General features: G+C 51.3%; 13 protein-coding genes and 1 other RNA gene. 13 read left to right on the top strand and 1 reads right to left on the bottom strand.

Features of this window, described 5'->3' with window-relative positions; translation table 11 throughout:
* Positions 1-560: 560 nt before the first annotated feature.
* Positions 561-931: a transfer-messenger RNA gene (ssrA, locus tag HMPREF9069_RS09055) on the bottom strand.
* 144 nt (positions 932-1,075) lie between these two features.
* Between ssrA and HMPREF9069_RS06870 the strand changes: the two genes are divergently transcribed.
* The 13 genes from HMPREF9069_RS06870 (at position 1,076) to rpsI (ending at position 14,318) form a co-directional block, all read left to right on the top strand.
* On the top strand, positions 1,076-1,987 hold the full coding sequence (locus HMPREF9069_RS06870; protein WP_021626492.1) for a patatin-like phospholipase family protein: 912 nt from the start codon (positions 1,076-1,078) through the stop codon (positions 1,985-1,987).
* 257 nt (positions 1,988-2,244) lie between these two features.
* On the top strand, positions 2,245-3,831 hold the full coding sequence (locus tag HMPREF9069_RS06865; RefSeq protein WP_021626490.1) for an ABC transporter substrate-binding protein: 1,587 nt from the start codon (positions 2,245-2,247) through the stop codon (positions 3,829-3,831).
* A gap of 135 nt (positions 3,832-3,966) precedes the next feature.
* Positions 3,967-4,908, top strand: a complete 942-nt coding sequence (locus tag HMPREF9069_RS06860; protein ID WP_021626489.1) for an ABC transporter permease — start codon at positions 3,967-3,969, stop codon at positions 4,906-4,908.
* 2 nt (positions 4,909-4,910) lie between these two features.
* Positions 4,911-6,935, top strand: coding sequence for a dipeptide/oligopeptide/nickel ABC transporter permease/ATP-binding protein (locus HMPREF9069_RS06855; RefSeq protein ID WP_021626488.1), 2,025 nt, complete (start codon positions 4,911-4,913; stop codon positions 6,933-6,935).
* On the top strand, positions 6,935-7,786 hold the full coding sequence (locus HMPREF9069_RS06850; RefSeq protein WP_021626487.1) for an ABC transporter ATP-binding protein: 852 nt from the start codon (positions 6,935-6,937) through the stop codon (positions 7,784-7,786). Before HMPREF9069_RS06855 ends, HMPREF9069_RS06850 begins: the two co-directional genes overlap by 1 nt.
* A gap of 81 nt (positions 7,787-7,867) precedes the next feature.
* On the top strand, positions 7,868-8,863 hold the full coding sequence (locus HMPREF9069_RS06845; protein ID WP_035438749.1) for an acetylxylan esterase: 996 nt from the start codon (positions 7,868-7,870) through the stop codon (positions 8,861-8,863).
* A complete protein-coding gene (locus tag HMPREF9069_RS06840; RefSeq protein ID WP_021626485.1) occupies positions 8,863-9,741 on the top strand; it encodes an acetylxylan esterase in 879 nt (292 codons plus the stop codon). Before HMPREF9069_RS06845 ends, HMPREF9069_RS06840 begins: the two co-directional genes overlap by 1 nt.
* Positions 9,742-9,788: 47 nt before the next feature.
* The gene (locus HMPREF9069_RS06835) at positions 9,789-10,709 is read left to right on the top strand and encodes a dihydrodipicolinate synthase family protein (protein ID WP_021626484.1); all 921 of its coding nucleotides are present in this window, start codon (positions 9,789-9,791) and stop codon (positions 10,707-10,709) included.
* A 12-nt stretch (positions 10,710-10,721) separates the two neighbouring features.
* Positions 10,722-11,696 carry an ROK family protein gene (locus HMPREF9069_RS06830; protein ID WP_021626483.1) on the top strand — a complete coding sequence of 325 codons (975 nt, stop codon included), beginning with the start codon at positions 10,722-10,724 and terminating at the stop codon, positions 11,694-11,696.
* A gap of 11 nt (positions 11,697-11,707) precedes the next feature.
* On the top strand, positions 11,708-12,397 hold the full coding sequence (locus HMPREF9069_RS06825; protein ID WP_021626482.1) for an N-acetylmannosamine-6-phosphate 2-epimerase: 690 nt from the start codon (positions 11,708-11,710) through the stop codon (positions 12,395-12,397).
* A 97-nt stretch (positions 12,398-12,494) separates the two neighbouring features.
* Positions 12,495-13,223 carry a glucosamine-6-phosphate deaminase gene (gene nagB, locus HMPREF9069_RS06820; protein WP_021626481.1) on the top strand — a complete coding sequence of 243 codons (729 nt, stop codon included), beginning with the start codon at positions 12,495-12,497 and terminating at the stop codon, positions 13,221-13,223.
* 259 nt (positions 13,224-13,482) lie between these two features.
* On the top strand, positions 13,483-13,923 hold the full coding sequence (rplM, locus tag HMPREF9069_RS06815) for a 50S ribosomal protein L13 (protein WP_021626479.1): 441 nt from the start codon (positions 13,483-13,485) through the stop codon (positions 13,921-13,923).
* Positions 13,924-13,925: 2 nt separating this feature from the next.
* Positions 13,926-14,318 carry a 30S ribosomal protein S9 gene (gene rpsI / locus HMPREF9069_RS06810; protein WP_021626478.1) on the top strand — a complete coding sequence of 131 codons (393 nt, stop codon included), beginning with the start codon at positions 13,926-13,928 and terminating at the stop codon, positions 14,316-14,318.
* Positions 14,319-14,644 lie beyond the last annotated feature (326 nt).

The following is a 14,644-nucleotide window of genomic DNA, read 5'->3' as shown; positions in this document are numbered from 1 at the left end:
TGTGGCGTGTAAGGTACGGTTTTGAACCGTCTGCAATAAACGTTATACAGTGGGTTCAAGAAGCACCCTCTTAGCTACATCCGGTTCAATAAGTACCCACAAAAGAGTAGGCAGCATTTTTGTTGAAGCAGAGCAACGCTTTCGAGCCGTCTTTGGTAAATAGTATATATTGGGGTTCGAAAGGTAGCCTTTGTCTTATGTGTGCGGTTTTATCGCAAAAACGGGGACCGTAAGTTGTTTAGGAGTAGAGACTGAGATTGTGGGAGCGTTTTTCGAGCTGCATAGTGATAGATGGTTCAAGTTTCGACTTTTAAAGGTCCGCCAACTGGGCTTTACGCTTGTTTACCTCGAAACTTGAACCATCTGTGGTTTGTGTTTGTGGTTTGTATCCCACCCGTATTCCAAATAACGAAACTTACATGTGCTGGTGTCTCTTTCATCTGCCATTTATCTGCCAAACGCATGCGTTTCTATGCGGATTGTACACAATTCCTACACATATGAATTACATAAAACAAGGCTCCTACCAGCGAAAACACTGATAGGAGCCGAAAACGTCATGGTGGAGGCGCGGAGAATCGAACTCCGGTCCAAAGCAACTCCCTGACAGGTGTCTCCAGGTTCAGTCAGCGATTTAATCTTGGATGCTGTACACACGCTGACCAGCGCGCAGTATCCCAGTCGGTTCGGTCTTTGCCTGCGGCATACCGACTACGTCCACAAGCGCATCTCCCTAGATGACGTCACACCGGGGGCGGGAGTATTCCCCGGATAGACGCGCCAGGCTTAATTAAGCGGCGAGAGCCATGGAAGGCTCAAAAGAAAGAACGTTGTCGTCAATTCAATTTTGACTGTACCCCTGTTTTACGTGGCGAGGAGACCACGACCTGCTGCCCATCTCAGAATTACCCTGTCGAAACCAGTCGCCCCCAAAAAATAAGCCGCTGGCACGCAGTTGCGCACCAGTTAAAAAGGGGCACAGGGCCACCATGCGGATTTCAAAGTACCATCGCAGCATAACGCTTTGACGTGGTTTATTCTACCCAAGTGAGCATATATGTAGACAGGAGCCAATATGGATACGCAAAATCGCACCGCTTTGGTGCTTGAGGGCGGAGGGTACCGCGGAATTTTTACTGCAGGCGTCATTGATGTGTTGATGGAACGGGGACTTGGCGGGGAGTATGCCAGCGTGTGGGGCACATCTGCTGGTGCAATGAATGCTGTCAATGTAAAGAGTCGCCAGATTGGGCGCACCATGCGTATCATGCTTGCCTTCCGCGATGACCGCCGTTTCATGTCCTTTATGTCTTTGGCAAAAACGGGCGATTTGGCTAGCGGCGAGTTCATCTACGATGAGGTTCAAAACAAGCTCGATCCTTGCGATTATGATGAATTTTTTGATAATCCTATTGAACTTTATGCAGTGGCAACTGATGTAGTGTTTGGTACGGCTGCCTACCTATCTGTACGCAGTAAAGAAGACCTTTTGGCAGTGCGCGCTTCTGCATCATTGCCCGTGGTTTCTCGTATGGTGGAGTTTGGTGGTCATCGCTATCTTGATGGCGGTACGAGTGATTCGGTTGCCTTTGAAGCAGCGCTTGGACTTGATAGTGCAGCGGGCATATTGCCCGAGGGTTATATTCCTGCAGATCGTGCAATTGTTGTACTGACTCGAGACCGCACGTATCAAAAAACTTCCTCATCACAACGCATTGCCATCCGCTCACACCTCTACGATGACTACCCCTACTATCTTGAGGCTCTTCGTACACGTCATACCCGCTATAACGAGCAGCGCAAGCGTTTGTGGCAGCTTGAGGAAGAAGGGCGGATCCTTGTTATCGCTCCCGATAAGCCTGTAGAAGTTTCTGTCAATGAGCATGATGGAGCGCCCTTGCTCGACCTCTATCTTCAGGGTCGTCGTCAGACAGAGGCGCGCCTTGCTGAGATTGATGAGTTTCTACATCCTGTCGAAAATAATTAAAAAAATTTATAAAAATGAATAAGTGAAGAGCTGGTTGAATCAACCTAGTATTTTGCTAGGTAATATAAAAGCGGTATCCAATAATAGTACCAGTTGATGAGCTTGTATTCCGTTCATGGCAGATTATGACCGTCTGCCGAAATCCACTCGAGGTGACATCAAAGTTGTTTGCATCATTAGGACAAATGCGTGCGCAAAAAGCGCTCGTTCAGTCATCGACGATAGTCGTCGGGTAAGCCCATTCGAAAGGGGTATGCATGTCAACCATCTCTCGTAGGCAGTTTATTGGTACGTCCGGTGCGGTAGCAGCTATGCTCGGTCTCGCAGCATGCGGTGGTCAGCCTGCTCCTTCTGGTTCTGGTAGTGCAGCTGCACCTGCTGGCAAGGGTGGCGGCACCATCACTGGTGGCTCTGGCTACGCAGGTAACAACTTCCACCCTGATACGACTTCCTCTGCATTTTGCATGGGTGTCAACATCAACGTGATGGAAGGCCTGTACGGCTTTGACTTCCATGACTTCTCGGTCTACAACCAGCTTGCAGCTGATGACCCCGTCAAGGTTGACGATACTACGTATGAAATTACCCTGCGCGACGGTGCAAAGTTCTCCGATGGTACTGATGTCAAGGCAGAAGACGTTGTCTCCTCCTTTAAGCGTGCAAGTGCTGAGGGCAATATCTATCAGTCCTTCCTTACTCCCTTCTCTGCACTGGAGGTCAAGGACGACAAGACAGTCACCGTCAAACTTGCTTATCCGTTTGGCCTTATCAAGCAGCGCCTAGCGGTCTTTGGCGTTATTCCCACGTCCATGAGCGACGATGACGCTACTGCAAAGCCGATTTGCACGGGTCCTTGGAAGTTTGACGAAATCAGCGCTGATGGTCTTACTGTTACCTTGGTTCCCAACGAGTATTACAACGGTAAGTTCCCCGCAAAGGATGAGAAGCTCACCTACACTTCTATGGTCGACGATACCGCTCGTGTAACTGCGGCCATGGATGGTACTACGATGGTTATGGAGAATGTCCCTGCCGACTCCATCGATCAGCTCACGGGCGCTGGCCTCAAGGTTGACTCCATCCAGGGCTTCTCTCTGCCCTTCTTGGCATTTGACTGCGCTAAGGATCCTTGGAAGAACAACGTTGCTCGCCAGGCTATCCTCTACGCTCTTAACGTTCCCAAGATGATTGAGAACGTTCTGCTCAATCAGGCAACTGCAGCTAGTTGCTACATCCCCGAGACTTTTGCCAACTACAACAAGGCAGCAAATGTCTATACCTATGACCCCGAGAAAGCAAAGAAGCTTTTGGCTGATGCGGGCGTGACCCCTGGCGATGTCACTCTGAACACCACCGACCATGGCTGGATTGTCGCTATGGCTGCACAGGTCAAGGAAGACCTTGATGCTATTGGCTTTAAGACCACCATCAATACCCAGCAGTCTTCGGCCATCTACGCTGACCTCGTCAGTGCTGAGGGTTGGGGCGACTTCCTGTTGGCTCCTGGTGACCCCTCTTGCTTTGGTAATGATCCTGACCTGCTTATGTGCTGGTTCTATGCCGATGGCGCCTTTACCAAGACCCGTACTTTCTGGCAGACGGGCAACCCCGATCAGTTCAAGGAGGTCAACGACCTCATGGACAAGGCACGTCAGGAAGTCGACGCAGACGCCCAGCAGAAGATTTGGAACGAGTGCTTCGACAAGATTTCTGAGTATGTACCTCTGTATCCTCTCCTGCACCGCAAGGTTTCCACCGCTTATCAGGCCGAGAAGATTGCCGACTTTGCCGGTATCCCCATTCCTGGCATGGACTTCCTCGGCGCAGCTACCACCGGAGCATAAGCTTCCGGCGTATATACGCTGACAGAGAAAGGGTGCCAGCCTCTGCGGCTGGTGCCCTTTTTTCGCAAGAACCCCAAAGGTTTTTGCATTCTCTCGCGGGGGAGACGAGAGCGGACGCGGACAGAAAGGGGCCTCATGAACAACCTCCTGCGTCTCATTGGTAGACGTCTTATTGCATTTCCCATAATGATTATTGGCGTGTCGTTCCTTGTTTTTTTCCTTATGTCATTCTCGCCGGTAGATGAGGCATATGCGGCTCTTGGAGAAAGTGCTACCACAGAGCAAGTGCAGGCATACCACGAGCAGTATGGACTTGATGATCCTTTGCTGGTGCGTTATGGCCGCTACATGAACAATTTTTTGCATGGTGATTTGGGCACTTATGGTGTCAATAGAGCATCGGTTGCTGAGCGTATTGCCTTGGCTTTGCCAGTCACTTTGCAGCTCACTTTTATTGGTTTGATTATTGGTGCAATCATCTCGTTCATCTTAGGCGTGATTGCAGCACTCTATAGAGATAAATGGCCCGACCAACTGTTGCGTGTTTTTTCAATTGCGGCATTGGCTACACCCTCATTTTGGTTGGGCGTCATGCTCATCTTGATGTTCCTAGGCAAGCTACCCGTTTCTGGTCCTTTGCCACCCTTTGGTACAGCGGGCTACTGGGGACGTATGTTGCTTCCTGCTGTTGCGCTGGCAACTCCGCTTATTGGTCAGATGATTCGTATTGTGCGTACGTCTATGGTTGAGGAGCTTGATCGCGATTACGTGCGTACTGCTCGTGCAGCGGGTATTCCCTATGCCACCATCATTAGTCGCAATGTTTTGCGCAATGCTTTGATTACTCCAGTTACTACCCTGGGCATGAAGATTGGTTACCTCATGGGCGGTGCTGTTGTTATTGAGGTTGTATTCAATTTGCCAGGAATGGGCATGACGCTACTCGCAGGTGTTCAGGGCAACATTCCTACGCTGGTACAAGGCGTCACTACCGTGGTCGCCATCGCCTTTATCGTTATCAACATTGTGGTTGACATGCTCTACCTGCTAATCAACCCGCGCATTAGGTCGGTGTAGCCATGAGTAGAAAAGAACAGACAGAAAAGCTGGAGGCGTTGGCTGGCCGCAAGCCGAGACTTGGTGGCTGGAAACGTCTCGCTACTCCTTCGAAAGTCGCTTTGATTCTCCTTGCGATTGTTGCAGTAATTTCTATCCTAGCCAGCGTGCTTGCACCGCACAATCCGACGGAGATTTTCTCTGCACGAACCGCTCCTTCTGGTCAGTTCCTCTTTGGTACTGATGACAAGGGACGCGATGTACTATCTCGCCTCATGTATGGTGGTCGCTACTCGCTTGTTATTGGCTTTGGTTCGGTAGCATTTGCTCTTGTACTGGGCTCAATCCTTGGCGCGCTTGCTGCAGTTACGCGCAAATGGATCTCTGAAGTCATCATGCGTATCTTGGACATTATTATGTCCATCCCAGGCATTGCTCTTGCCGCTGTTTTGGTTTCAGTGTTGGGCAATAGTGTGCCGGCAATTATTGCGTCCATTGGTCTGATGTATACGCCACAGATTGCTCGCATTGTGCGTGCAAATATCATCTCTGAGTATGGTGAAGACTATGTACGAGCAGTCGTGGTGTCGGGCGCTCGCGCACCTTGGATTTTGTGGAAGCATGTCCTGCGCAACTGCATTGCTCCTATCATGGTATTTACGGTGACACTGGTTGCAGATGCTATTGTTTTTGAGGCATCGCTTACCTTTATCGGCGCTGGTATTGTTGAGCCAACTCCTACCTGGGGCAACATTTTGTCTAACGCACGTGGAGGCGTTTTAGCAGGTCGTTGGTGGCAGGCACTCTATCCTGGCTTGGCAATTATGCTGACCTCGCTTGCCCTCAATATCTTGGCTGAGGGCATCACTGACGCAATCGTTGCAGCTCCTACAGCTAGTGTTGATGCAAACAACGAATCCACTCGTGAAAAGGACCGTGTTCTTGCCGATCCTGTCTCTGCTTATAAAGCTCAGGCTCCCGCTCTTGACGCCTCGCTTGCTGCATTGCATGATGTAGAGCTTCAGCGTACCGATCGTCATAAGCCTGACTACAGTGTGAAGCCTTTGCTTGAGGTCAAGGATCTTTGCATTCGCTTCCCACGCCATGGTGATGTCAATGTGGTTGACCACGTAAGCTATGCCGTTCGTCCTGGTCAGACCATGGGTCTGGTGGGCGAGTCTGGTTGTGGCAAATCCATCACAGCTCTTACGGTGATGGGTCTGCTTGATCCGCGCGCAACGGTTTCGGGTGAGATTCTTTACGATGGTCGCAATCTATTGGATCTGAGCGACAAGGAACGCGAAGCCCTGCGTGGCCACGAAATTGCTATGGTGCCTCAGGACGCATTGTCCTCACTCAACCCGTCAATGCTTATCCGAGCTCAGATGAAGCAGCTCACCGATCGTGGTGGCACGCGCTCGGCTGAAGAGCTTCTTGAGCTTGTTGGTCTTGATCCCAAACGCACGCTTGAAAGTTATCCGCATGAGTTGTCCGGTGGTCAGTGCCAGCGCGTGCTTATCGCTATGGCTCTGACGCGTGATCCACGCTTGGTAATTTGCGATGAGCCCACAACTGCGCTTGACGTTACGGTGCAAAAGCAGGTCATCAAGCTTTTGAATGAGCTACGCGAGAAGCTTGGCTTTGCCATGCTCTTTGTCAGTCACGACTTGGCCTTGGTTGCTGAGGTTGCTAACTACATTACGGTTATGTATGCCGGTCAGGTTGTCGAGCAGGCCCCCACGAGCGAATTGCTTGCCAATCCGATTCACGAATACACCCGTGGTTTGCTCGGCTCGGTCCTTTCCATCGAGGCAGCAAGTGGCAGGTTGCATCAGGTGCCGGGAACCGTGCCTTCGCCCAAGGACTTCCCCACAGGCGATCGTTTTGCTCCGCGCTCGAGTCATCCTGAGCTTGGTTTGGATATCAGGCCTATCCTCAAGACTGAAGCGGGTCAGCCCAACCATGTGTATAACGAAATTCCCGATGAGGACATGATTGCTGCTGGTCTTGTACCACATGCACAGCAAGTCAAGGGAGGTGTTGAGTAATGAGCGAAACCATTCAGAACACTGCGCCTGATGGCACGGTAGATGGTGTTACCCCTATCATCTTTCTTGATGACATCAAGGTGACTTTCCGTACACGTACAGGTCCCATTCTGCATCCTAATTTGGTGCAGGCGGTGAAAGGTGTCACGCTGCGCTTGATGCCAGGGCGTACGATTGGTATTGTCGGCGAGTCTGGCTGTGGCAAGTCCACGACCGCCAATGTTATGTGTGGTCTACAGACGCCTACTGAGGGTAAAGTATGGTTTAAAGGCGTAGACGTGACAAAACGCTCTGCCGAGGATCGTATGAAGATTGGCCGCGTCATTTCGGTGGTCTTCCAAAATCCTGCCACTGCGCTTAATGCTCGCATGACTGTGCATGACCAGCTAATGGATCCATTGTTGGTACATCACATTGGCAGTGCTCCCGAGCAAGAAAAACGTGTGCGCGAATTGTTGGATATGGTCGGCTTGCCCTCAAGTAGTCTTGAGGCTTTGCCGGGTCAGCTCTCAGGTGGCCAACGTCAGCGTGTGGCTATTGCTCGTGCGCTTTCGCTGGGACCCGATGCAATCATCGCTGATGAGCCTACTTCTGCCCTGGATGTGTCGGTGCGTGCACAGATTTTGAACCTATTGACTGACCTTAAACGCGATTTGGGTCTAGCAATGGTCTTTATCTCTCACGATATTTCTTCGGTGCACTATGTCTCCGATGATATTGCCGTCATGAACAAGGGCAAGGTTGTTGAATTTGGACCTTCGGATGAGGTGTTCCATAACCCGTCAGATGAGTACACAAGGACTCTTCTTGCCGCTGCGCCTTCATTGCTCCACCCCAAATTGGGAAGATAAATACTTGATTGTCTTTGACGCGGCGTCTCATACGAGATGCCGCGTCTCCGCTCATTGGTCTGGTATATCTGGAGGTGGCTTGTGCCTGTAACTGCATCTCAGCTTGCAGAACTCAAAAAAGCACATGGCGCTACCGTGCTGCCGCCTGACTTTGATGAGTTTTGGGCGGAGAGGATGGCTGAGGCCGATGCCATGCCGCTACGCTATGGCATCTCGCCTGCAGATGAGGTGCCCCAGTATGATAGCTGCCATTTCTTTGATTTGTGGTTTTATGGGATGGGCGAAGCGCGGCTATATGCAAAGTACGTCTTGCCAGTTACAGATACGCGGGTGCCTCTAGTATTGCAGTTTCATGGCTATCCAGGAGCTACACGCAGCTGGTTTGAACAGGCCTCTTTTGCGGGCTTGGGATATGCGGTGCTCGCTATGGATAACCCTGGACAGGGTGGCAAAAGCGAAGATATTGGTGGATTTAAAGGTACAACGGTTTCAGGGCATCTCATTGCAGGCATTGATGGAGATATGAAAGACAGCTACTACGTGCGTCTTTACCAAGACGTGCGCATACTTTGTCGGATTGTGCGTCAGTTACCGGGTATCGATTTTGCTCGTGTCTTTGTGAATGGCGCATCCCAAGGCGGCGGAATGGGCATTGCGTGCTGTGCGCTTAATTCCGATTTGATTACACGTGCCTCTATTTTGTATCCCTTCTTGTCGGATTTTCGTCGGGTCTTTGAGCTGGGTCGAGATGAAATTGCTTATGAGGGACTGCGTTATTACTCGCGTTGGTTTGATCCAGATGGCACCCGTCAAGACGAGATCTTTGGCAAACTTGCCTATATCGATACGCTGAGCTTTGCTCATTTGGTGCGCTGCGAAGTGCTGTTTGGGTCTGGCCTTTCCGATACGGTTTGTCCTCTGCCTACGCAATATGCCGTCTATAATGCACTCAACTGCCCCAAGACTCATGTAACGTTTCCATCTTTTGGTCATGAGGAAATCCAAGCTTACGATGATTTGATTAATGATTTTTATCAGTTGGGTCTTGTAGGCATAAGGGGAGGTGCAAACGTATAATGAATGCTCCCCGCGATTTTGAAGAGTACTGGCGTGTGCGGGCAAGTCGAGTTCCGCTTGATCAAAACGTGCAGCGCCATCCCGCGGATGTCATAAAAAGCAGTTCAAAGCTTAGATGCGAGTATCTGAGCTATCTTGCAAGCGATGGAGCAGAACTGCGCGCACGCTATCTCCAACCAAAGCAGCTGTCACAAGGACCTTGTGTGGTGGTTTTTCATGATGTAGGTCGACCACAGCGAGGCTGGTTTCACCTTTCTCGTTTTGTGTCCCTGGGGTATTCGGTATTTGCGCCAGAGATGCGCTCATGGTCAGGTGATGTTACTCGTGGTTGGCAAAATAGTCCTGATGCTTTGGAGTTGGCCCAGATTATCGAAGATGCGCTAACTGCTGTAAGTATTGCGGCGAATCAGACATTTTGTGCTCGTTCGGGACTCATGCTTTGGGGTGAAGGCTTGGGCGGAGCGCTCGCTGTAGACGCTGCTGCTTTAAGTTCGATAATTTTGAGTCCAGTAACGCTACTTAAATGCGCAGCACTCAACCCTTCTGCGGCAAACTGGCAACGTCTGTGGGAGAGCGATGCTGATGGGGATTTGACTGTGGGATTACGGCGATATTTTCGCGAAGCTGACCCAAGCGGCGCAACTGCGGAAATGTTGTTTAACACACTGAGTTATGTAGATACGCGTTCATTTGCAGCGCTTGTGACCACGCAGACATTGGTGGGGCGTTGCTTGATGGATACGGAGGCATTGCCATCTGCTACCAAGGAGGTGGTGTCTGCTCTTGTGGGGAATGTGACCTGCGTGGATTATCCAAAATATGCCCATGAGCGCGTCAATGACTTCGAAAATAAACTTTTAGCTTTTATGCATCTGTAGGTTTACATGCAGAGAAGAAGTACTTCCAACATGGGAAAGGAAAGACAATGTCAGATTTCAAACTTCGTGGTGTTGTACCTCCTGTGGTTGTTCCCGATACTGATGATCGTCAGCTTGATGTTGAGTCTTTCGAGCGTAGCATCAACCGCATGATTGATGCGGGTGTTGATGGTTTGTTCTTCTTGGGCTCGTCGGGTGAAGTTGCTTTTGCTACGGACGAGCGTCGTGACGAAATTGCGCGCGAAGCTGTACGGATTGTTGACCACCGCGTTCCCGTTTTGCTTGGCATCATTGATACTGAGACCGAGCGCGTAATTGAGCAGGGCAAGCGCGCTCAGGAGCTGGGCGTAGATGCTCTGGTGGCTACAGCGCCGTTCTATGCCTTGGGTGGGCAAGCCGAGAATGAAGCGCATTTTCGTGCCCTACACGAGGCGCTCGATTTGCCGATTTTTGCTTATGACATTCCTGTATGCGTACACACCAAGCTTGATTGGAAGATGCTCGTTCGTTTGGGTGAGGAGGGCGTGCTTGCTGGTGTCAAGGACTCCTCTGGCGATGACATTTCCTTCCGCTATCTCTGCCAAGCAAATGAGAAAGCAGGACATCCTCTGTCACTGCTGACAGGCCACGAAATTGTAGTTGATGGCGCATATCTTTCTGGTGCTGATGGCTCGGTGCCTGGTCTTGCTAATGTAGAGCCTACGGGCTACGTCCGCATGTGGAAAGCTGCTGAGGTAGGGGAATGGGCAACAGTTAAGGCCGAGCAGGACAAGCTAAACGAAATTAGCCACATTTTTGATGTCACTTCAGGTGTTCAGGGCTATGCGGGTGGCGTTGGCGCATTTAAGACTGCGCTGCAGCTCATGGGTATTTTTGCTACCAATCAAATGCTTCGCCCGGTAAAGCGGCTTGAGGGTGCCAATGTAGAGGCTATTCGCACGGTACTTGCGGATAACGGTCTGCTCTAAGGAGGTTGACATATGCCAAAAGAAACTGCAGTTGTAGGCGTTGATATTGGTGGTACCAAGATTGCGTGTGGGATTGTATTGCTGAGCGAGGATTCAGTCCGCGTTGAGGCAATCGAAAAAGTTCCCACTGAGGCCAAATGCGGTGGCGAGCACGTCTTGGCTACAGTCATCGAACAGGTCAAAGCTGCTCAAACGCGTGCTTGTGAGCTGGGTGTCGAACCTGTTGGCGTGGGTATTTCCAGCGCAGGTGTGGTTAATCCTCGCAACGGGGACATTACCTTTGCAAATGATCTTATGCCTGGGTGGGGTGGTACGCATCTGGGAGCAGAAGTTAGCGCTGCCTCGGGTCTGCCTTGCCGCGTTTTGAATGATGTACATGCTCATGCTCTAGGTGAGGCGCGCCGCGGCGGTGGTCGTGGAATGTCGAGCTGTTTGGTGGTAGCTGTCGGTACTGGCATTGGTGGCGCCTATGTAGAACGTGGCACCATCATGCTTGGTGCTCACGATGAAGCAGGACACATCGGACATGTAGCCTGCATTGCAGCGGCAGGTGTTCCCTGTTCTTGCGGAGCAACTGGTCATCTTGAGCCTATTGCTGCAGGTCCTGGCATTATTGAGGAATTTATTCGCCTTGGTGGCAGTGATACTCAGGCAGATGGCAGTCCCATGGATGGTGCTGAAATTGATCGGCTGGCTGTGGATGGGGATAGTGCCGCCAAAGGAGCAGAAGAGCGCGCGGGCAGAGCATTAGGTGAGGTACTTGGTAGCATGTGCAATATGCTTGACCCTGCCTGCGTCATATTGTCTGGCTCGGTAGCACAGTGCGGTCCCGACTGGTCTGATGCCATGCATCAGGCGTTTATGGGACAAGCAATGCCGCCCGTCCAAAAGACAGCGATTGTCAGCGGTGATCTCGGTGGAGATGCTCCGATTATCGGTGCGGCAGAAAACTTCTTGCACTCAGGTTACGCAGAGATTAGTGAGTAGGGGGAAGCTTCATGGCAGTGCCACAGCTCATCCAAAATCTGAAGGGCAAACTCATCGTTAGCGTGCAGGCTTATCCTGGTGAGCCCTTGCGTCATCCCGAAACTATGGCTCAGATGGCGCGTGCGTGCGAGCTGGGAGGAGCCACAGCTATTCGCTGTCAGGGATTGTCTGATATTGCTGCTATCAAGGGTCGAGTGGACGTTCCCGTTATTGGTCTTTGGAAAGAAGGCCATGAGGGTGTCTATATCACACCAACTCTGCGCCATGCTATTGCTTGTGTAAATGCAGGTGCTGATGTGGTTGCAATCGACGCGACGGATCGCCCTCGTCCGGATGGCCGCAGCTTTGAACAGACGGTTGCTGATTTGCGCGCGCAGTGCGAGACGCTGGTGATGGCTGACTGCATGACAATCGAAGATATTCGTCGCGCAGTTGCTGCTGGTTGTGATTTGGTTTCGACAACCCTTTCGCACAACAAGGCCGCTATCAATACCACAATGGCGGAAGGCCCCGATTTGCCAATTTTGCGTCAGGCGGTTGAAGAATTCCCAGGCATGCCTGTGATTTGTGAAGGGCATGTCCACACACCAGCTGATGCTGCTGCTGCTATGAGTGCGGGCGCGTGGGCAGTTGTTGTGGGTACGGGCATTACCCATCCCACTTCTCTTACCAAGTGGTTTTGCGCTGCAATTGATGAGTAAGGTGTAATCCAGTATTGTTGCGAAAGATTTGAGTGAACGAACGTTTTGCTCGGCTTAAAAATGAGTTTCATTGGGTTTCCGCGAAAGGAGATGCCGTATGCGCATCATTGAGGCAAAAGACTATGAGGATATGAGCCGCAAGGCTGCAGCCATTATTGGTGCACAGGTACTGCTCAAGCCCAATTGTGCTTTGGGCTTGGCTACGGGTACCACTCCTATTGGTGCGTACAATCAGCTTATTGATTGGTACAAGCAGGGCTATTTGGATTTCTCTCGGGTAAGCTCGTACAACCTTGATGAGTATCGTGGTCTGTCTCACGATGATCCTCAGAGTTACCACTACTTTATGAACGAGCATCTCTTCTCACACATCAATATTGATATTGAGGCAACCCACGTACCCGATGGCTCCAACCCCAACGCTGAAGAAGCATGCTCGAGTTATGATGCGTTGGTTGAAGCTGCTGGATATGTCGATCTGCAGCTGCTAGGCATTGGTAATAACGGTCATATTGGTTTTAACGAGCCCGCCGCCGCCTTTGCTGCTGGTACCCAATGCATTGATCTTACTGAGTCGACTATTGAGGCAAATAGCCGTCTCTTTGATCATATTGAAGACGTACCTCGTCAGGCATACACCATGGGTGTTGGCACCATCATGCGTGCTCGTCGCGTTCTGCTGATTGCTAATGGTCCCAAGAAGGCACAGGCAATTTACGATACTGTGCGTGGTCCCGTGACGCCTGAAGTGCCTGCCTCTGCTTTGCAGATGCATCCTGACTGTACGATTGTTGCCGATAGCGAGGCACTGGCTTTGCTTAAGTAAGTAAAGCTGCAGGAACAGATGGTTTTTCTTGTCCTCCTGGGTTTTAAGCCGGACATTTTGTAGCTGTGGCCCCCGCTAGATTGTCTAGTGGGGGTTTGCTTGTATAAGTTGTGTATGAAAAAAAGCCCTGCACATGGGCATTTTTTCGCGCTATACTTGAGAACGCTTCTTTGCAGAGCCCCGTAACCTCTGAGAAGAAAAAGCAAGCGTCTGTTCGTCCAGGAGCTGGCGCATTTTAGTAGGTAAGTGGAGGAGTCAAGTGAACAAGTCGACTCATTACGCCAACAAAGGCGAGATTGAGCGCAAGTGGTTGCTCATCGACGCTGATGGCGCAACGCTCGGTCGCCTCGCAACGACGGCGGCTATGGCGCTTCGCGGCAAGAATAAGCCGCAGTACACCCCTAATGCTGACACGGGTGACTTTGTTGTCGTTATCAACGCTGACAAGGTTGTTTTGTCCGGCAACAAGGCAGATGCAAAGCGCTACTGGCGCTACTCTGGCTGGCTGGGCGGAATGCATTTTGAGTCTTTTAAGGAAGCTATGGAAAAGCATCCTGAGCGTGTTGTTGAGCACGCTGTCAAGGGCATGCTTCCCAAGACCAAATTGGGTCGTCAGCAGGGCATGAAGCTCAAGGTCTATGCTGGCCCCGAGCATCCTCACACCGCTCAGAATCCCACGCAGATTGATTGGAGGGCCTAGCCATGGCAGATACTGTCGTCTACACCGGCACTGGCCGTCGTAAGGAGGCCACCGCTCGCGTGCGTCTCGTACCCGGCACTGGCAAGGTCGTGGTCAATGGCCGCGATGCCCTCAACTACTTTGGTCGTCAGCAGCTCGTTGACAATGCTTTGGCACCTTTCCGTGTGACTGATACCGTTGACCACTTTGATGTTTTTGCCAATTGTGATGGCGGCGGCATCAATGGTCAGTCTGGCGCAATTCGCTTGGGCATTGCTCGTGCTCTGCTTTCTGCTGGTGAGTACCGCGCTGACCTCAAGAAGGCTGGCTTCCTCACCCGTGATGCACGCGCTGTCGAGCGCAAGAAGTACGGTCTGAAGAAGGCTCGTAAGCGTCCGCAGTTCTCCAAGCGCTAAGCTTTCGCGTCGCATTTGTGCATATCTGGGTTTTGCCCTTTCCGCCCGCTGGGAAACTGGCGGGCTTTTTTGTGTCGTGGCTTTGTGTGCGGCGGTGGGGCGCTCTGGTGTTCCGCGTGCGGTGTCGCTTTGGGCTTGCTGTGGTGCTCTGCCCAGCTGCAATCTGTCCCTGCTTGCCAAAGGCCACCTATCGTTTCAAGTAATGTGGTCCCGCTTGCCAAACGCCACACATCATTTCAAATGACGCAGTTCTGCTTGTCAGAAGCTACACATTGTTTCAAGTGACGCGGCTTTGCTTGTCAAAAGCCACGTTCTGTTTCAGAAAA

It is taken from the genome of Atopobium sp. oral taxon 810 str. F0209 (assembly GCF_000466405.1).
Taxonomy (GTDB): Bacteria; Actinomycetota; Coriobacteriia; order Coriobacteriales; family Atopobiaceae; genus Olegusella.
This window is presented reverse-complemented; position numbering and strand designations above follow the sequence as displayed.

Coding starts and splice junctions, on each gene's coding strand:
- HMPREF9069_RS06870 (WP_021626492.1), top strand. CDS start 1,076: ATGGATACGCAAAATCGCACCGCTTTGGTGCTTGAGGGCGGAGGGTAC.
- HMPREF9069_RS06865 (WP_021626490.1), top strand. CDS start 2,245: ATGTCAACCATCTCTCGTAGGCAGTTTATTGGTACGTCCGGTGCGGTA.
- HMPREF9069_RS06860 (WP_021626489.1), top strand. CDS start 3,967: ATGAACAACCTCCTGCGTCTCATTGGTAGACGTCTTATTGCATTTCCC.
- HMPREF9069_RS06855 (WP_021626488.1), top strand. CDS start 4,911: ATGAGTAGAAAAGAACAGACAGAAAAGCTGGAGGCGTTGGCTGGCCGC.
- HMPREF9069_RS06850 (WP_021626487.1), top strand. CDS start 6,935: ATGAGCGAAACCATTCAGAACACTGCGCCTGATGGCACGGTAGATGGT.
- HMPREF9069_RS06840 (WP_021626485.1), top strand. CDS start 8,863: ATGAATGCTCCCCGCGATTTTGAAGAGTACTGGCGTGTGCGGGCAAGT.
- HMPREF9069_RS06835 (WP_021626484.1), top strand. CDS start 9,789: ATGTCAGATTTCAAACTTCGTGGTGTTGTACCTCCTGTGGTTGTTCCC.
- HMPREF9069_RS06830 (WP_021626483.1), top strand. CDS start 10,722: ATGCCAAAAGAAACTGCAGTTGTAGGCGTTGATATTGGTGGTACCAAG.
- HMPREF9069_RS06825 (WP_021626482.1), top strand. CDS start 11,708: ATGGCAGTGCCACAGCTCATCCAAAATCTGAAGGGCAAACTCATCGTT.
- nagB (WP_021626481.1), top strand. CDS start 12,495: ATGCGCATCATTGAGGCAAAAGACTATGAGGATATGAGCCGCAAGGCT.
- rpsI (WP_021626478.1), top strand. CDS start 13,926: ATGGCAGATACTGTCGTCTACACCGGCACTGGCCGTCGTAAGGAGGCC.